This is a genomic window from Paenibacillus xylanilyticus (assembly GCF_009664365.1).
GTDB classification, from domain to species: Bacteria; Bacillota; Bacilli; order Paenibacillales; family Paenibacillaceae; genus Paenibacillus; species Paenibacillus xylanilyticus_A.
The window spans coordinates 5,194,266-5,214,935 of sequence record NZ_CP044310.1; the positions used below are offsets into that span (position 1 = coordinate 5,194,266).

A 20,670-nucleotide genomic window follows, 5' to 3' on the forward strand; every position below is an offset into this window, starting at 1 on the left:
AGCTCCACCCTGACAGAGACATGAATTCGCCTTCTGCCAAAGTGGAGAACTGACAAGTCTATATTTCAGAGCTGAGCAGGAATGCTGCCTTTAGTTAGGCACTTTCTTCCTGCTTATCGTCCTTCGATTGGCCAAGTTCAGGCACAACTCTTTTCTCAACGACTTCTTCGGTAATCACACAGTTCGTAACATCTTCACGTGAAGGCACTTCATACATGATTTCAAGCATGATACCCTCAATGATGGCACGCAATCCCCGCGCCCCTGTGTTACGTTTGATTGCCTCTTTTGCAATCGCGAGCAATGCACCTGGTTCAAACACCAGATTCACATTGTCCAGTTCAAGCAATTTTTGATACTGCTTGGTCAGGGCGTTTTTGGGTTCGGAAAGAATCCGTACCAGTGTATCTTCGTCCAGTGGCTCCAAAGTGGAGATGACTGGTAGACGTCCTACAAATTCCGGAATCAGACCGAATTTCAGCAAGTCTTCCGGCAGAACCATACCCAGGTACTCACCCGGTTTGAGGTCTTTTTGTTCCGCAACGGTATTAAAGCCAATGACTTTTTTACCGATCCGGCGTTTGATCATTTGCTCCAGACCATCAAAGGCACCACCACAAATGAACAGGATATTGGTTGTATCAATTTGAATGAATTCCTGATGTGGATGCTTACGTCCACCTTGTGGTGGTACAGAAGCAACCGTTCCTTCCAGGATTTTCAGCAAGGCTTGTTGTACCCCTTCACCCGATACGTCACGTGTAATGGACGGGTTCTCGGATTTGCGGGCTACTTTGTCAATTTCATCGATATAAATGATACCGCGCTCTGCTTTTTCCACATCATAGTCAGCAGCCTGGATCAGCTTGAGCAGAATGTTCTCTACGTCTTCACCGACATAACCAGCTTCAGTCAATGAAGTCGCGTCAGCAATAGCAAAAGGAACATTGAGGATTTTCGCCATCGTTTGTGCAAGCAACGTTTTACCTGAACCTGTAGGTCCGAGTAGCAAAATGTTACTCTTTTGCAGTTCAACGTCCTCAATCTTGCTTTGTGTATTAATCCGTTTGTAGTGATTGTAAACCGCTACAGACAAAGATTTCTTCGCTTGATCCTGTCCAATAACATATTGATCCAGAATATCGCGGATTTCTTTTGGTTTCGGTATATCTTTGAGGTCCAGTTCTTCGTCATGACCGAGCTCTTCCTCAACGATTTCGGTGCAAAGTTCGATACATTCATCACAAATGTATACGCCTGGTCCAGCGACCAGCTTGCGCACCTGTTCTTGAGATTTACCGCAAAAAGAGCATTTCAGTTGCCCTTTCTCATCGTTAAATTTAAACATGAAACCACCCCTTTAGGAATTGATCGGTCTGCTGAGCACCTGGTCAATAATGCCGTACGCTTTGGCTTCTTCCGCACTCATGAAAAAGTCACGGTCCGTATCCCGCTCAATTTTCTCAAGGGGCTGACCTGTACGATCGACGTATATTTGATTCAGTTTCTGACGTGTTTTAATAATCCATTCGGCGTGGATTTTAATATCCGCAGCCTGTCCTTGAACGCCGCCAAGCGGTTGGTGAATCATCACTTCGCTATTGGTCAGCGCATATCGTTTACCAGGCGCACCGGCCGTTAACAACAACGAACCCATGCTTGCTGCCATCCCAACGCAAATGGTAGATACATCCGGCTTGATATACTGCATCGTATCGTATATACCCATCCCTGCGGTGACAGAACCACCAGGTGAATTAATGTACAAGCTGATATCCTTCTCAGGATCGTCGGCTGCCAAAAATAAAAGCTGTGCTATGACAAGATTGGCTACATCGTCATCAATCGCACTGGTTAGAAAAATGATGCGATCCTTCAGCAAACGCGAGTATATATCGTAAGACCGTTCGCCTCGATTGGTTTGTTCCACAACCATTGGCACCAGACTCATGAGACCAACCTCTTTTCTACATGTAATTAGACATAGGCTACCTGTAAAGCAAACCCAAATTCATTCTAACACGTTCCTGTGACAATGTCATTTTTCACAAGTAGTGTCAAGCATAAGTTAGTTTACTTTTTAGCCTGATCATATTTAACCATGTTTTCTATGTATGTGCAAATCGAAGGAATCCTATGCCGTTTAACCTTATTTTATTTGCATAAAGTACATAGGAGCTTGAAGCAGTATATCCCTTCCCACATTATAACCATCCATATTATTACTGAATCATCTATAAAATGGATGCCATAATTTAAAAATAAGGCACGCAATGATTCACGTGCCTTATCCTTTATTCAGCTGCTTGTTGCCTTACAGCTTGTCTTATTTTTCGTCAGATTCTGCAGCAGCTTCTTCAGCTGGAGCTTCAACCGGCTCTACAACTTTGCTGTTCTCAACGAGAACATCGATCGTTTTGCGCAGTTTAACTTCATCGCGAAGGCTGTCGAGGGAACCATTGCTCTCCAGAATGCCACGAATCTCTTCAGCAGGACGCTTGTAGGATTCAGCCATTTTTTCGAGTTCTTGGTTCACTTCTTCATCAGAAACTTCGATGTTTTCCGCTTTACCTACAGCTTCAAGAACCAGGTTGTTGCGAACACGTTTGGAAGCATCGTCTTGCATTTGTCCTCTCAGGTCAGCTTGTGTTTGACCGGAGAAGCTCAGGAACATTTCCAGGTTCATGCCTTGGTTACGCAGGCGGTTGTCAAAATCACGCATCATGTTTTGCACTTCGCTGTCAACCATTGCAGAAGGGATGTCCACTTCAGCATTTTCTGCTACTTTTTCTACTACCGCATTTTCTTGAGCTGCTTTGAACTCATCTGCTTTGCGGGATTCGAGTTGTGTTTTCAGATCAGCTTTGTACTCTTCCAGAGTATCAAATTCGCTGACATCTTTTGCAAACTCATCATCCAGTTCTGGAAGTTGTTTGCGTTTGATTTCGTGTACTTTCACTTTGAATACCGCTTGTTTGCCAGCAAGTTCTGCTGCGTGGTAGCTCTCTGGGAAAGTTACTTCAACGTCTTTGAAGTCGCCTGTGGACAGACCCACAACTTGCTCTTCAAATCCTGGGATGAATGTGTTGGAACCCAGTTCCAAGGAATAACGCTCAGCTTGTCCACCTTCGAATGGTACGCCATCAACGGAACCATCGAAGTCGATAACTGCAACGTCACCGTTTTGTGCAGAACCTTCGTCGATTACAACGAGTTCAGCGTGACGTTGTTGAAGACGCTCAAGCTCTTCAGTCACTTCTGCATCTGTTACTTCGCCTTTAGCTACAGCAACTTCGATTCCTTTGTAGTCACCCAGGGTAACTTCAGGTTTCACCGTTACTTTCGCTTTGAACTTGAATGCTTGTCCTTTAGCGAATTGTTCGATATCTACATCCGGACGATCTACCGGGAAAATATCCGTTTGGTCGATAGCTTCTGTGTAAGCTTCAGGAAGCAAAATGTCGATTGCTTCTTGGTACAAGCTTTCTACACCGAAACGAGCTTCGAAAATTGGACGTGGCACTTTACCTTTACGGAATCCAGGCACGTTCGCTTGTTTTACTACTTTATTAAAAGCTTTGTCGAGTGCTGCAGTTACACGATCTGCACCAACTTCAACTTCAAGAACCCCAAGGTTCTTCTCTATCTTTTCCCAAGTTGCTTTCATTGTATACTTTCCCCTCCAAAATTCACATGTTCACGTAGGCGATCACGTACAAAATAACCATTTTAGTATAAACAAGATTACATTCTTTTTCAAGGGGAATCCCTTGATGCGGTTTGAGGTAAACGTTTCCGGGCCTTATTGGCCCCCCAAACCTGCAGAAACAAACTGCTTCATCGAGCGATATGCCTGCTCCAGACGGAAGCGCATTGCTCCAGTTACAGCATACATTGAACGGGTATCTTCTTCGTCGTGGGAGCCTCCCAGGCTGTCTGCAACGGTCATATGTAATGCTGCTGCCCATATATCTGTCATGGAATCATTATCTTCCAGCATGGAATCGTAGTCTCGTGTTCCATACACCGCCATGACAAACTGGATCCAAAGTTCCTGTGCAAAATAAAAGAGTGTCGGCTCATGAACTTCCGTCTGATCGGCCACTCGCTCGAGAATGCGCACGATCTGAAGCGGAAAATCCTCCGGACGCAGAGGAACCGTATCAATTTCCACTTCAACCTGCTCTTCCCCTCTTGTGAACGTGATGAAGCCCTGCGTACCGCGACGTCGCAAGGTTTGCAACACCCGGAACTGCAGCAATGGATGAAGAGACTTATCGGTTAACCAGCTACTAAGTGCCTCATCGATTTCCGGAAGTTCAAGATAGGCAAGCTGCTCCAAGGCAAGCATCGTTTGTTCGGATAGCGGTTCTTCCATTACTGTGCGAAGCAGCTTATCCGCATATCCTTGGTCCTGTTCCAGCTTGGACCTGGCGTGCTGACGTGCCATATCTTCCTCACTGATTTCCTCTTCTTCTTGTTCATCCGGGGCAATAGAGGAATCTTCGGCGTAATGAGGGAACGCAGCTTCAAGCCACTCCAGCAGAGCCCGCCATTCATCATAATGACGTTCTTCCTGTCCCTGACATTGCAGCAGGAAGCGGAGCAGATTCATGGCTTCCCCATATCGCTCATTTTCCAGCATGACAGTTAATTGAATCTGGTAATAGTCCAGCGTTTTAGGAAACAGAACAATATTGTTACTGTGCTCGTTTTCCGGCGTCGTGGATTCCTTGATAGGAGCACCTCCTCTATATCCTCAATCTCCAGTCGGAATCAACCATAAATAGATGTATATTAAACGAATGTCGATCTATTTTCTGAGTTCTCCTGATATTCTAACATAACCTTAAATATAATGAAAAAAACGTCCCCTACCGCCAAACATCATATACGAATAAGTTATTTAAATAAAACATTTGATATTCATCATTATTTATGATAAAATCATTTTTGCTTGAAAAATTCATGTCTCAGTAGCTCAGCTGGATAGAGCAACGGCCTTCTAAGCCGTCGGTCGGGGGTTCGAATCCCTTCTGGGACGTATTAAGAAAAGCTTCCTTCGGGAAGCTTTTTTGCGTTCTGGGGATGAGAACCCCCATGGTTCGTCGGAGCATCCTCTTCGATAGCACCACTTCGCAGTCTCGACTGGAAGGAGAGTATCCCTTCTGGGACGTATTAAGAAAAGCTTCCTTCGGGAAGCTTTTTTTGCGTTCTGGGGATGAGAACCCCCATGGTTCGTCGGAGCATCTGCCTCGATAGCACTACTTCACAGTCTCGACTGTAAGGAGAGTATCCCTTCTGGGACGTATTAGGAAAAGCTTCCTTCGGGAAGCTTTTCTGCGTTCTTGGGATATGTTCATCCCACTTCGTTGCCCAATGTTGACACCGAATGTTATGCTTGTTGGTATACGTATGTATCAAAGTATACATATTAGAAAAAAATAAATAACAGGAGATTTACCTATGCCATCCTCTTTACATCAACATTCGCCTGATCATGCAGTTGCGGATAACTCTACAGCGTCAGTGAAACTCGGACTTCTCCTTACAGGCATCATCCTGATTGCAGCCACGATGCGATCGCCCATTACAGCGACAGGGCCTATCGTTGATTTAATTCGTGCCGATACAGGGATAAGTCATACCATGGCGGGATTACTCACTTCCCTGCCACTGCTTGCTTTTGCGGCAATTTCCCCCTTTGCTCCGCAGCTGGCAAAAAGATTCGGTTTGGAGGCTGCACTGCTGACCGCTATCATTATTGTAACGTGTGGTATTGCACTGCGTTTTTTGCCGTCTGTCCCTGCACTTTTTGCTGGCACAGCCATCCTGGGATGTGGAATTGCACTGAGTAACGTGTTACTCCCTAGTTTAATCAAACGGGATTTTCCATTACGTGTAGGATTGGTTACTGGCCTGTACTCCGTTTCCATGAATATATGGGGTGCAATTGCCTCTGGAATTAGCGTTCCGGCAGCAGGATTCACCTCCATGGGTTGGCATGCTTCACTTGGAATGTGGGCTGTACTCTCCATCCTGGCTCTTATCCTGTGGCTGCCTCACGTTCGTAACGGACGCCGCGGAGAAGTCTATGTAGCTTCTCGGAATACCGAGAAACCGGTACGACTCATCTCATCTTCACTAGCTTGGTATATCACGCTGTTTATGGGAATACAGTCGTTGATTTTTTATTCGACCATTACCTGGCTGCCCGAAATTTTGTCTACGCAGGGTTTTAACCCATCTTCAGCAGGATTGATGTTATCCATGATGCAGATGGTCAGCGTTCCAGTGACGTTTGTTATCCCTATTCTTGCTGGACGAATGAAGGATCAACGCGTGCTGACAGCCATCACTTGTACTTGCCTCATTTTGGGGTATGCGTTCCTCTTAAGCGGGATCTCATCACTGGTGACGATCGGAGTGGTTCTCGCCGGTATTGGGGGCGGGGCTTCATTTGGCCTGGTTACGATGTTCTTTGTACTTCGGACTGCAGACGCAAGACAAGCTGCAGGATTATCGGGAATGGCTCAATCGTTCGGGTATATGCTGGCAGCGGGAGGTCCCTTGTTGTTCGGACTAATTCATGACTGGACGCATGGCTGGACCATTCCACTACTTTTGCAGGTTGCACTCGCTATCGTATTGCTGATTACAGGAATCATGGCAAGTAAAAATCGATTGATTGGTGATTCAAAATAAAATTTTGATTCGATGTGCAGATCTTTTTGAATTTTGCTCTCCTTGTGATGACTAGGATAAAACACCAGTCACTGTAAGGGGAGTCTTTTATATCAACAAGTATATGTTGTGTTGCCAATCAGAATAAATACTTCAGGTAACCTACAGTTTTAAAAAAATTCCAAAACAAGAGGCCTTCACCCTATTAAATCAGGATGAAGGCCTCTTAAGAGAAAAACAACGTTCTATACATATACTTCACTCAACGTGTATAGATAGTTTATTAGGCTTGCTATCTTACATGGATCTTATAATTGGACTTACTTGACCTTTACAGTAATCGTTTCGGTACTGGTAGTACCAGCTGAGTTACTTAACTCGGCACGATACTTATACGTGCCCGAAGATCGTCCAGAAATTGTACTGACCGCACTTTGCGCATAAGGTGTAGCCGCATTGAGTGCTTGGGTATCAATTAACTGATCATTTTCGTAAAGGCGGTACTCCGTAGCGTTGGTTCCCCACCATAAGTTCATGGTGACCTTATAATTACCATCGCCATCCCAATTGTCCTGAGAAAGCACTGCCTTACCAGGAGATGCATTGGTAACCCTCACAGTTAGCGTTTGACTTCGTGTTGTTCCCTTGTCATTCGTTAGCTCAGCTACATACGTATAAGTCCCGTTTGTTTTTCCTGTAATCTTCGTCTGAGCAAACTGTGCCATAGGCGCATTGTATGTCAACTTCTGCGTGTCAATCAATACTCCGTCTTCATAAAGTTTATAGCTGGTCGCATTTTCGCCCCACCATAAGTTCATGCTCACGGTATAGGAGCCTTCGAGCAGACCATTAGCATGTCCATTATTGTGAGAAAGTACAGGAGTGCCAGGTGCTTTGGTTGCCGGAGTCTCCGGTTCAGGCTCCGAAGATTCCAAGCTCAACAAAGTGTTGGCTGTACCTGAAAGCCCCTGCTGGTCCTTCACCGTCAGTTCAACGACATATTCGCCGGATTCAATGTCCTCTAAAGCAAGACCAAAGCTACCATCCTGTTGTATTTCAAAGTCACCCTCTTTAACGATCGAATCATCCTCTTCTTTCACAACATACGATGCTTCGAGGGATGCTGCAGGGTCAAACTCAATGTTCCACCCTTCTTGGAGCGCAGGAGCGACAACGAAGTACAAGTCTTCCACGTTTCCATTAATAACTGCAGACTCATCGTTTTTAAATTCCAGCTTTTCTGGAGCGGTTACCACTGGTGCTTCTGTTTTCACCAAAAATGGAGGAGTATCTTCTACATAGGTTTTTCCGTCTGTACCTAAAGCTGTGATATCAACGGTGTACAAACCATCCGGTATTTTCGTTGCTTCTTCTGTTTCATAATCCAAGTAATTTCCGGTCCAAGCCAGGTTATATCGGGTATTGGCATTAAAATTGTAGTAATTTCCAAAGATACTTCCAATGTACCCATCCTGATAAAAACCACCATCCGGGTTAAGACCATCAAAAATTTCTATAAGTGCAAAGTTCATTGGATTGTGGAACTCCATCGCTACATTTAACGTATCCAGTGTGCCGTCAGCTTTTAAAGGATAATGGAATGGATTCGTTTCATTACCATACTTCGTTTCAATGTATTTAACACCGGCCTCTGTAACATTGAAGTGAGCCACGTATGGTAAGCTGTACGTTTTCGCTCCATGACTGAACTGAAGATACCCTTGGGCTTCTCCAACAGTAGTCACGCCTTTTGGAACCGTAATCGTCACCGTTACCTCTTCTTCTCCATTCAATTCAAAGGACGTCTTATCAACGGAAACCGAGACATCATTAATGGTGCGAGTAGGATTAACGGATACAGAATATTCCCCGCCTGCCCCTTTTAATGACTGAACCTTGAGCGTTTTGCTGACCGTTTTTTCGTCTGTACTCAGAAAGTTGCCGAAATTAACACTGCCTGTAATGTTTTCTTTTTCTACTGCCACGCCGTTTTCAGTATATTTCGTCACATCCATGACTTTAACGAAAGTCTCAGGATCAATCGTCTCCGTTGCCTGTATACGTCCAGCACCTTGATCGAACACATCATAGTTCTCTGTATTCAGAACTTTGGCATTGTTCATAAGGGCAACTTTGATATCAAAAGGGGTCCAATCCGGATGTTTTTCGATCAGCAACGCAATCAGCCCGGCTACATGCGGAGTCGCCATGCTTGTTCCTGATTTACGTCCATACGCTTGATCGTAATTTGCTCCCGGCTCATCCTTGCCATACGCAGGAATGGTTGACAAGATGCTGGTTCCTGGTGCAACAATGTCAGGTTTAATGTCCAGTGTTACCTTGGCTGGTCCTCGGGAACTTGATGAGTTCATCTCATCTCCCTCTGTCATGTCTTTGACGAAATCACTGAAGCTGACTTCAACGTCTTGACCAGCATCGAGCTGAGCTTTGATAGCTTCTCCATCTTCCTTGCTCATGCTTAGGGTAGGGATAAATTCAAAATCATCCCCCAAACTAACGCCAATTGGCCCAGGAATGTTATTGTAAACAATAACCGCAATCGCCCCAGCCGCTTTGGCATTGGCAATCTTATCAACGAAAGCCAGCTCCCCGCGCTGAATGAAAGCAACCTTGCCGTTCATATCTTTTCCTTCAAAATCGGTTGGTTTGCCCAAGCCGGCGTACACCAAATCGTATTGTCCATTCAATACCGTTTCCGGATCCTCCGCTAGATTCCAGCCCATCACATCCAGGCGATAGACTGATTCTGTAACGGTTAGTGGAGTGGTGTCCGTTTCAGTTGGTGCTGCGACTTCCTCCTCTTCCGCAGGTGCCACTTCTTCCGTACTAGGAGTAGTTGTATTTTGTTCTGTTTCCAATGTAGTCTCTGCTTGCTCTCCTTGTGGCAGCGTATCCTCGCCTGCCGATTCAGGCTTTTCAACGGTTGGCTCTTCTGCATCTGGTGTGCTAGCAGGAATGTCTTGCTCTGGATTTTCTGGAGCTTCAGCTCCTGGTGCTACTCCCAGTTCAGGTGATTGCTCAACCTCAGGTGCAGGCAATTCTTCAGGTAGTGTACCTTCACCTTCCTCACCGATCCAAAAATGTGTGTCGGCTGTAATCATCTGACTAGGGCCCGTAGAGTTACCGACCGTGATTGCCATAGCCGATGCTCCCGGAGAACCTAGGGTGTAACGGTTCGGGCCTTCATTACCACTTGCGACCACTGCAGTCACACCTGACAGCATGGCATTATTGAGGGCAACCGAAGTAATGTAACTTGGATCATTGGCTAAATTCCCCAGAGAGAGATTGATGATGTCCATACCGTCTTTGACCGAGCGATCAATTCCGCCCAAGACCCAAGCGGTTTGTCCGCTGCCATAAGGCCCTAATACGCGGTAAGCATAGATTTCGGCTTCAGGAGCAATACCAATAACCCCATAATCTCCTGCTTCACGAGCAGCAATCGTTCCTGCAACGTGAGTACCGTGGGATGTATAGTAGGAACTGCCTCTTTCATTAAACTCGGGCTCTCCAGACACCTTCCACTCTTCTCTTGTTGCTTCATAAGGATCTTCATCGTTATCCACAAAATCCCATCCACCCTTATAACCTTCTGTCAGATTAGGGTGCTCGTAGTCAATCCCTGTATCAATAACGCCGACTTTGATACCATTTCCTTTGTAACCCAAATCCCATACTTCCGGGGCACCGATAAACGGAGCTGTATCCTTCATATAGGGATTAACTTCATCATTCTCTGGCGTTAACGCGATTTCAAGGTCAGGATACACACTGACCACACCTGGTATGCGAAGCAACTGTCCCATTTGGCTTCCATTCACTTCAATGGCTACACCATTCAGGGCGTATGCGTACTTTTCCAATACTTCGTGATTGATTTTGTTCTGAGTGAGGCTATGTACAAATGACTGTTGTTGTTGTTCGACCTTCGTCACAGCATTTGTTTCCATAGAGGAGGTAAATGACTTTCCTGAGAGGGTTGATTCACCTTGCGCTACAGCTACGGGTTTGTTTGAGAGTTCAACGATTACTCTTGTTTTCTCTCCACCTAGGCCTTCCAGCCTCTGATCCAAAAAAGGTTCTGCGGCAAGTTTCTCTTCCCGCTGGTCGAGAATCTCTCTCCACTGCTGGGCTTCAGCCTTGGAAGGCAAATTCCTGTCAAGCTGTACTTCTGCTGGAGCGGCTCCAGCCGCAGGCATGATGATGGAAAAAATCATAAGGACACTTAATAGCATGGATATTAATCGTTTATTCAAGGCGATGCCCCTCCTTCTTAAATATGAATACCTCACCAATCACTGGGGTCTTGTCCGAACAAGTACTGCAATACTTGTATAATGTCACCATCCCTTCCGCAAGAAGTTTGACCCATGGTAAATTATTCTACTAAATCATCAGATTTCCCTTCTAAAAAATTACAGATATGATATAAAAATTACTTATATGGTTCTTGAGTAAGAGGAAAATATCGAAATTGTATTTATTTGTCGATAAAGATATTGAATCTTGAAATAGTTCATAGGAAAAAAGACCACAATCCTCATTGAAGCATGAGAATCATGATCCCAGCAAGATACAGACTTTAAAGAGTGATGACCTTTCAAATTTCATTTAACAAAGAAAATGATACATTTATATTACTTATGAGGTTTAACCGCCTCCACTCGCAAACGCTTATAATCCGCATAGACGGCATCTTCTTTCCAGAGCTTGGGTACTACTATTTTACTCGTTTCAAGGCAAATACCCTCCATTTGTTCCTTGGTTAGACCAGCAAAATAGTCCCCTCCAAAATGAGCTAACCAGCCCTCAATACCCTTTTCCCCATCTTGAAGCTGGGTAGGGCGATCGTAATGATAGGCCTGCCGGACCAGGAATCCCTTCTCTTCCAAGAGGGAGCTGTACTCACCGATTGTCGGAAAGTACCAGGGATTGCGATCTGCAGCATGAATTCCTGTTTTTTGTTCGAGCACTGTCTCTAGTGCAGTTACTATGGTCTGAACGTTACCCTTTCCTCCAAACTCCACGACCAGGCGTCCGCCAGGCTTTAGTGCATTCCATATGCTTTCTACGACAAGTTCAGGAGACTTCATCCAGTGCAATGCCGCGTTGGAGAAGATTGCATCATAAGGTATGCTCACCTCGAATCGGTGTCCGTCCCCTTCCACGAATGTGATTTCAGGGAACTTCTCTCTCGCCCGCTGAATCATTTCCGGAGAGGCATCCATGCCAACCACCTCTGCTTGAGACATGGCAATCTCGTTTGTCAAATCACCCGTCCCACAGCCTAAATCGAGAATCCGTTCGCCTTTCTTAGGTTGAAGCCATGAAATTAAACTTTTTCCGTATCCCGATACAAAGGCTAATTTGTGATCGTACTCCTCTGCCTGCCATTGATTGATTGATTTCATCGAGACCACCGTCGCTTTCGTAATGATAAGTTTATTGTGGCATATCCAGACTTATTATCAAAATATATAATTTCTATCCAACTAATAGGTAAAGCCTATATAGTTCTATCCAGGAGTGACACTCCCCTTGCAGTCGAGACTGCGAAGTAATCCTCTCGATCCTTATCCTCCGACGAACCATGGGGTGTCTCATCCCCTGTACGTAAAAAAGCTTCCCATAGGAAGCTTTCTTGAACGTCCCAGGAGGGATACTCCCCTTCCAGTCGAGACTGCGAAGTAATCCTCTCGATGCTTATCCTCCGACGAACCATGGGGTTCTCATCCCCTGTACGTAAAAAAAGCTTCCCATAGGAAGCTTTCTTGAACGTCCCAGGAGGGATTCGAACCCCCGACCGACGGCTTAGAAGGCCGTTGCTCTATCCTGCTGAGCTACTGAGACAAATATGTATAAATAAAATTTTTGGCGCGATTTCTATTATACTCGGTTTTCTATATTTTTCAATACTTTTATAAAAAAATTAATAAGTTGCATCCTGTTACATACATTTACGTATAATTTTCATACGCTGCTCAACTGATCGAATATGATCCGGATTCGCAGGCAATATTGTTGAAGGCAGGGTTTACCCCATATACACCCTACGGAACATAGACTATTCATTGTCAGCGTGGCTGGGTAATCTTTTGCATACATACCTTTACATCTGAATTCATTCCAAGAAGGAGAGAATTATTATGAGACAGCTTTTGTCCGCCTTATCCTATTTCAGTATTTTCTTCGCTCCTTTTCTGTTCCCGATTATCATTTGGATTGTTGCGCGGGACAATTATATTGAGGGACATGCCAAACGGGCCTTGTTTTCACACATTTTCCCGTTTCTCGCTGCCATTCCCCTCTTTTATTTCTTCGTTACCTCCCAGAGCATCGGTGGCGCCATCGGGTATGTCATTCTGTTCTTTGTGATTTATGGATTAAGCTTTATTTACAATATCGTCAAAGGGATTCAAGTCCTTCGTGAGTATGCGTGACTTCTACACCGTCCTTACCATCAGATTACATGCAGAAACCCGCCGTTTCCAAAAAAACGGCGGGTTCTTCATTCCGGTTACTTGTTTCCCTTACGCCATGGATTTCTAAGCGTAGGACGCTTGCTGTTAACGGCGAGCACTTCCCCGGCAAACTCGGTATGATGCGCGTAAAGGTTTCCTTTGTTTTTCTTGAACTTGGAAGCCATTGCTATCACCTCCCCGGAACTTGGTTGTAGTATGCTCCGGGTAAGCTCCATTATCCGTGCTGGAAGATAATTACGCCTGACCAACTAAGTAGCGTTTAAGGGTTGAACCGAGCAGGCCAAACGCAAACAATTCACTTTGGAATCGGGCTTTATCCTCTCCTGCGGTTACACCTTCACTGTTCTGAAACGCTGTCTCTGTTGCATCCTCAAAGGCAGTGTGCATATTGTTGTTGTACCAATCCAGAACAGCATCCGAATGGTTACGTACAATCCTTACCACTTCCAATGTGCTTCCAGGCTGAGTTGCTGCTACATATACTAATAAAGAAGGATCTCCTGCGTTCGCTGGTTGTACCTCCACTTCAGCACAAGACAACCCATCCACTTCGGTTAATCTACGGATCTTGGCATCCTGAATTGCATACATTGTTATCGCTCCTTATCATTTCATGTACTTTGTTCGATCTCTCGTCTTGTCTCAGGTGTCCCCAAACGGTAAATCTCTTGATACACCTGCTGTATAGCAGCTTCATATGCCCGATTCACCGATTCTTCAGGTGTATCCGGCCACGGGAATACCATTCCTGGAAAGGCCTCTTCCTCTTTTTCCTGCATCAGGTTGAGGAGTCCCACTAAATGATCTACTTCGTGAGGTGTCGCCTGAATAACCCATTCATAAGCAGCTGCGTGCTGATCCTGCAAAACGGAACGTCCACCCACAGAAACATAATAGGTTGTTTTGTCCACAGTCCATTCTCTCCTTCACAGGCATGCTGAGGCCGTTGTTCCTAGATATAGTTTCCGAAGAGGACAGACATTTTATGCCTGCTTTCGGCATATATTTGTTACGACTTCTGACGAAAAAGACAATATTCGCTGGCTCCATGCCATGCAACACTCTACAGGATCAACGAATCGACTAAGAAAGGATGAACAACCATGTGCGGTATAACCGGCTTCATACAGTGGAATCGGGATTTGACCCAGGAATCGGAACTGCTGCTCCGAATGACGGACAGTTTGTCGAACCGGGGGCCCGACGCTTCAGGTACATGGATCTCCAATCCTTGTGCATTTGGACATCGCCGGCTCAGCGTAATGGACCCGGAGAACGGGGCTCAGCCCATGCATGCGTTACAGGGAGACACCTCCTATACCGTCGTGTATAACGGAGAACTATACAATGCACCCGAATTGAAAAAAGAGCTGCTTCAACGGGGGCACCATTTCCGTACGCAATGTGATACGGAAGTTTTGCTCGCCTCTTATATCGAATGGGGACCGGCATGTGTAGACCGTTTTAATGGCATTTTTGCTTTTGCCATCTGGGATGGAGGACGCGAACAGGTCTTCATGGCACGTGACCGCCTTGGCGTCAAACCATTGTTTTACAGCAACGCAAAAGACGCTCTCGTGTTCGGCTCCGAACCCAAATCCCTTTTGCTTCACCCCGATGTCGAAGCTGCTGTGGGTCCCGAGGGCTTGGCAGAAGTATTTATCGTAGGTCCAGCCAGGACGCCTGGACACGGTGTCTATTCCTCGTTGAATGAACTCAAACCAGCACATGCGCTCATCTTCAACCGGAATGGAATACGAACCTACGCATACTGGAAGCTGGAAAGCCAGCCTCATGAGCATGATCTGGATGAGACTGCCGCCGAGGTACGGCGTCTGCTGCAGGATACGCTTGAGCGTCAGCTCGCTTCCGATGTTCCAGTCTGCTCCCTTCTGTCAGGGGGACTCGACTCCAGTGCTCTGTCTGCCCTGGCCGTAGACTATTACAACCGCACGGGTCAAGGTCAAGTCAGTACGTATTCTGTCGACTACGTGGATAATGCCAAGCACTTTCAGGCGCACTCGTTCCAGCCTGGTGCAGACGGCCCCTGGATCCAGCGTATGGTGGATGAACTGAAGACAGATCATCACTGGATCGAGATTGAGAATGGAGAGTTGGTTCATGCCTTGAATCAGGCCATGTTAGTTCGGGATTTGCCCGGGATGGCGGATGTGGATTCTTCTCTCTATTTGTTCTGTAAGGAAATCAAGAAAGGGGCTACCGTCGCCATCTCGGGGGAGGCAGCCGATGAAGTGTTTGGAGGGTATCCCTGGTTCCATCGGGACGAGATGCTGAATTCGGGAACGTTCCCTTGGTCGGTAGCACCTGACATGCGCGCAGGTTTATTATCTGCAGACATTCGGGAGTGGATCAGACCGCTGGACTATCTTGCCGACCGTTATTCGGATGCTGTGGCTGAGGTTCCTTTGCTGGATGGGGAGACCGGAAAGGCAGCACAAATGCGTGTCATGTCCTATTTGAACATCACCCGCTTCATGCCTACCCTGCTTGATCGGAAGGACCGGATGAGTATGGGGGCAGGGCTCGAGGTTCGAGTTCCTTACTGCGATCATCGCCTGATTCAATATGTATTTAACATTCCCTGGGAAATGAAAATAACGGGCGGCCGTGAGAAGGGAATCCTCAGAAAAGCGTTAGAGGGTGTATTGCCTGATGATGTTTTATATCGTAAAAAGAGTCCTTATCCCAAAACACATAATCCGGAATATTTGGCGGCCGTCAAGCAGCAGGTGCTGGATATCCTTGATGATGCATCTTCGCCAATTCTGCCTTTGATTGACAAGGCCCAGATTCGCAAGCTGGCATCTTCACCTGATGCTTCGTCTAATCTGCCCTGGTTTGGGCAGCTCATGTCCGGTCCACAGCTGTTTGCTTACTTGACACAGATTAATTCCTGGTTGCGCACATATAAGGTTGCCATTCGTTAACAGAATGTAGTTTAAAAAGAGGGGTGCCTGGTAAATAGCATTTATGCATTCACCTGGGCACCCCTCTATATTTATTATCATGTCTTAGTTTAGCTAAAAGTATTAATCAGAAGAAGCATTCATGATCTCGACCTTACATAAGGGAATCATCGAGTCATCACAGCGGATTCCGGGTTTCGTTCAAGCAAGCCACGGCCATAAATCTCCCTGAATGGAGAGTCCGTCATATGAACGTATCCAATATAACAGCCGCACTTTTTCATCCTGCAGGGCCGATCCGCAGACAGCTTTTCCAACCCGTCACGGTACAAATGGCCAATAATCCGGCGATCCTTATAACATCTTTTTACATGCCCCGAACCCTGCACATAAAACACTTCCGAGCCTGCCGCACAGCCTTTGCCATAACTCTCATAATCCCGTAAGTTCCCCTCAAACAGCGGATCGATCGACCGCAAATAGGCAACCTCTTCCGGCTCGTAATAATTAGGCTTATCCTTAAAGGCATTGATCCACATGTAGATATCGTCCGGCAGCGACTCTCTCATGGACTGAATGGCAGGAAATGCACTGCGGAGGCCCACCGTGCCCACGCTGAATTCAAGACCCATTTCACGCAAAGTAAGGCATTGTTTAATAAAAGAAGATTCCTTGGTCTCACGAGGATGATAGGTTGCCCAGAACGCAGCTGTCTTGGAATTCAATTCACGGGCCCAATCCAACTTCACGGAAAGGTTGGTCTGCACAGCAATTTTATGGATGTGGCGCATATGTGACAATTCCACCATGGCTTCCCTGTACCAGCGCCGTACCAGCGCCTCGCCATATGGATTGAAGAAAATGGACAATTCGTGTCCCACCTCTTCCTGAGCCTTCACCCAATCCACGAACTGACGTAATTGTTGTTCGTCTGTTTCCAGCGTCTCCTTGGAATCCACAGTTTTGCTAAACGGACAATAGGGACAATCATAATTACAGGACGACAGCTTCCCCCGATAATACAAGGTTGCTCTCATGAGAACACAAACCCTTCCATTTGCTCGCGAATCTCGGCAGATATTAACCAATCTCCAATAGCATCGGAATATCCCAGACCTTCTTCGGTTAAACGCAGCACCTGATGTTCATTCTCCTGCTCAATTACAGCCATTCCCTCTGTCAGCAGTTCTGAGAGCCAGGCGTAATCCGTCATAACTTCACTTCTGAACCGCTGAAGATAATCATCCAAAGTCAGACCTTCCCGGTGCAGCAGTGCTTTTAAAATAAATCTGCGTTTCTGCTCTTCCCTGCTCAGCACAATGCCATAATCGGCAGCATCATATCGCTCGGCAGCCACATAATCGGCGATGATGCTCTGGGTAGCCTTATAGCTCACACCATATTTCGATGCATAATGTACTTCGCTGGTATAGGAACGGGCACCGCATCCAAGACCAACCATGCCTTCCTCCTGGCAGCTGTACGGCAGCAGCTCTTTGCTTGCATGTGAGGATGACTCTTTTGCAAATCTCCGCATGGAATACTGAACATATCCCCTGCTTTTTAAGGTTTCTCTTGCCGCAGTGTATAGCTCCATGCGAATATCCGGCCCTTGACGCTGAATATCCTCCGGCTTCACGATTGTATTCTCGCGGGTGTACAGCGGATAAATGAAAATCTCTCCCGGCTCATAAGAGAGGACACGTTCAAGGGAATACAACCACGACTCCACCGTTTGGCCGGGAAGACCATAGATCAAATCCAGGTTCAGCAAAGGAAAGTCGTACCGCGTAAGCTTCTCCAGTGCGCGCTCTACTTCCTGTGGTTTCTGCGGGCGATAGATTGCGGCAGCCTCCGCTTCAATAAAGCTCTGGATCCCCATACTGACGCGGTCCACGCTGCGTTCCTTCAGTAACGCAAGCTTGCCTTCCGTCACGGTGTCAGGAGAGGTTTCTATTGAGATGGAAGCATGGGCGGGATCAAGTCCCATCACATGTTCGGCAATGTCAAACAATCGGTTTAACTGAACCTCATTCAATAAGGTTGGCGTCCCGCCACCAATGGCAAACCTGGAATACGGTCTGCGTGAGGTTAGGGGAGCCCATTGCTTCGCCTGGCGTTCCAGTGCATCCACATAACGTTCATGTGTATCGTCACGCCGGTCAGGCAAAGTGAACAGATTGCAGAATCCGCAGCGGGCAGCGCAAAAAGGAATATGCATATATAAAAAATAAGTGTCAGTATTCTCGCGTTCCCACAAAGTTCCCAAGGGCAGCGGCGGGTCCAATTTCCGATATGCCGTCTTATGCGGATAAGAGTATAGATAAGAACGATAAGGTAAAGTCAGTACTTCCCTAAGACCTGTAGCTCTATTGGATCCGGACGCTGCGGAATGACCTGTTGTTGTAAACTCAGACGGATTGCTCATCGGTTTCCTCCTGTCTCCGGTTGTTTTCACTCACAATAAAATGGTTGCAATGCATGCTATAAAACAAATTCACGATAAGGTACATTCCAGACAACCTCATGCGCCAGTCTGTGTCCCTGATACCCATCTTCGCCATAAGCTGTTCCATGATCCGAAAATGCAAGACAGAACGTTGGCCGCGTACGTCCCCGCATGGCATCAAACAACGGCCCCAGCGCCTGATCCACATACCGAAGGGCAGCCCGTTGAGTCTCAACAGAGTCCTCCCTTGCCCCTTCCACAAAATAGCGATTGGGACCATGAATGGCCGACACATTCAAAAATAGAAATACTTTCTCATCCTGTGGTATCTGTTCAAGCAGCTTCAATGCGTGCTGGACCTGATGCTCTGTCGAGCGAGGATTGGTAACCCCAAAGGTCATTCGCCAATAACTCTGCTGAAAGTAGCCCGGCAGCACTTTGGCCAGCGGATTTTTTTTCGTAAAAAATATGACTCCACCGATACAAATTGTGCGGTATCCTTCCTCTGCCAAACCAGATACGATATCCGGTGTATCAAACAGCCACGTATGCGGATGAGTCTTCAATCCGGTATTACGGGAATGAAACAGCCGGACATGCGAGGCCTTGTCCGTATTGGCGGGCGTAGGCATGAAACCACCAAAAAAGGCATGATGTGCTGCATATGTAAAACTTCCTGGGGTATGGCGTTTCTCCCAGGGGCCTGATCCGCACAGATTGGGACAATTCGCTTCCTCCTGCTTCGCTACGTCATATCTTAACGTATCCAGAGTAATCATTAATAGATCATGGGAGCCAACAATGGTGTTCATATCAGGCATGTTCGTAAGGCTCCTTTCGCAGAATGTCCATCTCCCACTCATATGTTCCAAGTCCGTTGTGCTGTACGTGGTACAGCAGATCACCGAACGGATTTACATCCAGAACATAGGTACGTGGGTTATCCCCACCGCTGAGCATGACATCAATGCCTGCAGACCATGAATTCGGAAATGCAGCCATCGCTGTTTGGGCAGCGGTTTGGACCAGACCCAGCCTATAGCCGTCCACGCCCGCTTCCTCGGGCAGCATCCGCTCGTTGCGTAAATGCAAATTCGTTATAGGCGTCTGGCTTAGCCTCACAATGGCATGACCTGCATGACCGCCAGCCACAAGCTGACGAATATCAAATACACGCGAGCCATATGATGCCTTGGCCATCCACCGTTCAATTTGAGCCCCTTCTGCACATAACCAGTCCAGCAGAGTCTTAATTTCCTCATTGCGGGTATACCTCTGCATGCGGCCTTCGTTGTAGAAAATCGGCCTGCCCTTAACCACTGCCATCCCCACAGTGGTAACAGCAATCTCAGCACCCGTTCGCGGGTTAATCTGATAAGCAACAACACCAGATGCCGCCGAGCCACAGGCAAGCTTAACAAATACCCGGTACATGCCTGAAGCCTGCATGGCCGCGCGCAGTTCCGAATAGCTCAATATTTGCTCCGGAGACTGGAGAACGGGAGGAACATCAACTCTGTGAGCCGATAAATGCTGTTGGCACTTCCTTTTGTCAAACATGGTAGCAATATCTTCTGGATCATTCAGGAATCTGGCAGAAGGCCACAATTCACCCGCTTCCCTTCCAATTCGCTTCAGACAGCCTTTCCAGCCATTAAACCACTGGGCAGGTGCATAGATGCGCCCCCAATCCTGCCGCAGCTCAAGCGCCTCCTCTGCTGTAAACGACTCTCTGCTTAATGATTCAGTGTTGGGGTCGCCATCCTTCGCCCCAAGAGATAACAATTCACGCTCCACATCCCATTGCTCTCCCGGTGCATCCATTCGAATCAGGGGTGCCACTTCCGCTGTAGCCTTGCGTTGTAAACCTGGATTGACCACATCGGCCAAGGATCCACCCTGTCTCCAGGTCTTGAGCACGTCGGCATAGGGGATCACTTTAGCAGGGCTCAAGCCACATTCCAGCCTCGCCTGCTGCAGGCCTTTGGTTCTGCGATTATCCGGGTTTCCGATCAACCAAAACGGCCGTTCTATGTGCCGCTCATTGCTCTGGGATTGGGGTTGTCGTCTCTGATCTGTCTGGTTCGCTGTAACGCCTGACATC

16 protein-coding genes and 2 tRNA genes are annotated in these 20,670 nt (G+C 46.8%); 4 read left to right on the forward strand and 14 right to left on the reverse strand.

The window, feature by feature from the left end:
* Positions 1–94: 94 nt before the first annotated feature.
* The 4 genes from clpX to F4V51_RS23135 all read right to left on the reverse strand — a co-directional run bounded on the left by clpX (position 95) and on the right by F4V51_RS23135 (position 4,645).
* Positions 95–1,348, reverse strand: coding sequence for an ATP-dependent protease ATP-binding subunit ClpX (clpX, locus tag F4V51_RS23120; protein WP_095293292.1), 1,254 nt, complete (start codon positions 1,346–1,348; stop codon positions 95–97).
* A gap of 12 nt (positions 1,349–1,360) precedes the next feature.
* Complete coding sequence (clpP, locus tag F4V51_RS23125) at positions 1,361–1,951, reverse strand: ATP-dependent Clp endopeptidase proteolytic subunit ClpP (protein ID WP_091001992.1); 591 nt, start codon at positions 1,949–1,951, stop codon at positions 1,361–1,363.
* A gap of 375 nt (positions 1,952–2,326) precedes the next feature.
* Positions 2,327–3,667, reverse strand: coding sequence for a trigger factor (gene tig, locus F4V51_RS23130; protein ID WP_127541053.1), 1,341 nt, complete (start codon positions 3,665–3,667; stop codon positions 2,327–2,329).
* 135 nt (positions 3,668–3,802) lie between these two features.
* Positions 3,803–4,645 (reverse strand): hypothetical protein, encoded by an 843-nt coding sequence (locus F4V51_RS23135; RefSeq protein ID WP_153979785.1) that lies wholly within the window; start codon positions 4,643–4,645, stop codon positions 3,803–3,805.
* A gap of 325 nt (positions 4,646–4,970) precedes the next feature.
* On the opposite strand from F4V51_RS23135, the gene F4V51_RS23140 reads away from it, so the two are divergent.
* Positions 4,971–5,044: transfer RNA gene (locus tag F4V51_RS23140), tRNA-Arg, on the forward strand.
* Positions 5,045–5,466: 422 nt separating this feature from the next.
* Positions 5,467–6,705: a CynX/NimT family MFS transporter gene (locus F4V51_RS23145; protein ID WP_153979786.1), complete on the forward strand. Its 1,239-nt coding sequence runs from the start codon at positions 5,467–5,469 to the stop codon at positions 6,703–6,705.
* 299 nt (positions 6,706–7,004) lie between these two features.
* Here the strand turns inward: F4V51_RS23145 and F4V51_RS23150 are convergent, their stop codons facing one another.
* The 3 genes from F4V51_RS23150 to F4V51_RS23160 form a co-directional block, all read right to left on the reverse strand.
* On the reverse strand, positions 7,005–10,964 hold the full coding sequence (locus F4V51_RS23150; RefSeq protein WP_153979787.1) for a S8 family serine peptidase: 3,960 nt from the start codon (positions 10,962–10,964) through the stop codon (positions 7,005–7,007).
* A 381-nt stretch (positions 10,965–11,345) separates the two neighbouring features.
* The gene (locus F4V51_RS23155) at positions 11,346–12,119 is read right to left on the reverse strand and encodes a class I SAM-dependent methyltransferase (RefSeq protein WP_153979788.1); all 774 of its coding nucleotides are present in this window, start codon (positions 12,117–12,119) and stop codon (positions 11,346–11,348) included.
* 365 nt (positions 12,120–12,484) lie between these two features.
* Positions 12,485–12,558 (reverse strand) — tRNA-Arg (locus F4V51_RS23160).
* Between the two features lie 296 nt (positions 12,559–12,854).
* On the opposite strand from F4V51_RS23160, the gene F4V51_RS23165 reads away from it, so the two are divergent.
* Positions 12,855–13,148 carry a magnetosome magnetite crystal formation protein family gene (locus F4V51_RS23165; RefSeq protein WP_153979789.1) on the forward strand — a complete coding sequence of 98 codons (294 nt, stop codon included), beginning with the start codon at positions 12,855–12,857 and terminating at the stop codon, positions 13,146–13,148.
* A gap of 77 nt (positions 13,149–13,225) precedes the next feature.
* On the opposite strand, the gene F4V51_RS29320 is transcribed toward F4V51_RS23165, so the two are convergent.
* The 3 genes from F4V51_RS29320 to F4V51_RS23175 all read right to left on the reverse strand — a co-directional run bounded on the left by F4V51_RS29320 (position 13,226) and on the right by F4V51_RS23175 (position 14,101).
* Positions 13,226–13,354: a hypothetical protein gene (locus F4V51_RS29320; protein ID WP_255248063.1), complete on the reverse strand. Its 129-nt coding sequence runs from the start codon at positions 13,352–13,354 to the stop codon at positions 13,226–13,228.
* A gap of 70 nt (positions 13,355–13,424) precedes the next feature.
* The gene (locus tag F4V51_RS23170) at positions 13,425–13,781 is read right to left on the reverse strand and encodes a hypothetical protein (protein WP_153979790.1); all 357 of its coding nucleotides are present in this window, start codon (positions 13,779–13,781) and stop codon (positions 13,425–13,427) included.
* A gap of 20 nt (positions 13,782–13,801) precedes the next feature.
* A complete protein-coding gene (locus F4V51_RS23175; RefSeq protein WP_153979791.1) occupies positions 13,802–14,101 on the reverse strand; it encodes a hypothetical protein in 300 nt (99 codons plus the stop codon).
* Between the two features lie 192 nt (positions 14,102–14,293).
* Here F4V51_RS23175 and asnB point away from each other — a divergent pair, with 192 nt between their 5' ends.
* Complete coding sequence (asnB, locus tag F4V51_RS23180; RefSeq protein WP_127539034.1) at positions 14,294–16,138, forward strand: asparagine synthase (glutamine-hydrolyzing); 1,845 nt, start codon at positions 14,294–14,296, stop codon at positions 16,136–16,138.
* A 146-nt stretch (positions 16,139–16,284) separates the two neighbouring features.
* On the opposite strand, the gene F4V51_RS23185 is transcribed toward asnB, so the two are convergent.
* From F4V51_RS23185 to F4V51_RS23200, 4 genes are read right to left on the reverse strand one after another with little or no spacing between them, the layout of a single operon-like run.
* Positions 16,285–17,154 (reverse strand): STM4011 family radical SAM protein, encoded by an 870-nt coding sequence (locus F4V51_RS23185; RefSeq protein WP_153979792.1) that lies wholly within the window; start codon positions 17,152–17,154, stop codon positions 16,285–16,287.
* Positions 17,151–18,545, reverse strand: a complete 1,395-nt coding sequence (locus F4V51_RS23190) for an STM4012 family radical SAM protein (RefSeq protein WP_153979793.1) — start codon at positions 18,543–18,545, stop codon at positions 17,151–17,153. Before F4V51_RS23190 ends, F4V51_RS23185 begins: the two co-directional genes overlap by 4 nt.
* Positions 18,546–18,601: 56 nt before the next feature.
* The gene (locus F4V51_RS23195) at positions 18,602–19,387 is read right to left on the reverse strand and encodes an STM4013/SEN3800 family hydrolase (RefSeq protein ID WP_153979794.1); all 786 of its coding nucleotides are present in this window, start codon (positions 19,385–19,387) and stop codon (positions 18,602–18,604) included.
* On the reverse strand, positions 19,380–20,669 hold the full coding sequence (locus tag F4V51_RS23200; protein WP_153979795.1) for an STM4014 family protein: 1,290 nt from the start codon (positions 20,667–20,669) through the stop codon (positions 19,380–19,382). Before F4V51_RS23200 ends, F4V51_RS23195 begins: the two co-directional genes overlap by 8 nt.
* Position 20,670: the final 1 nt, after the last annotated feature.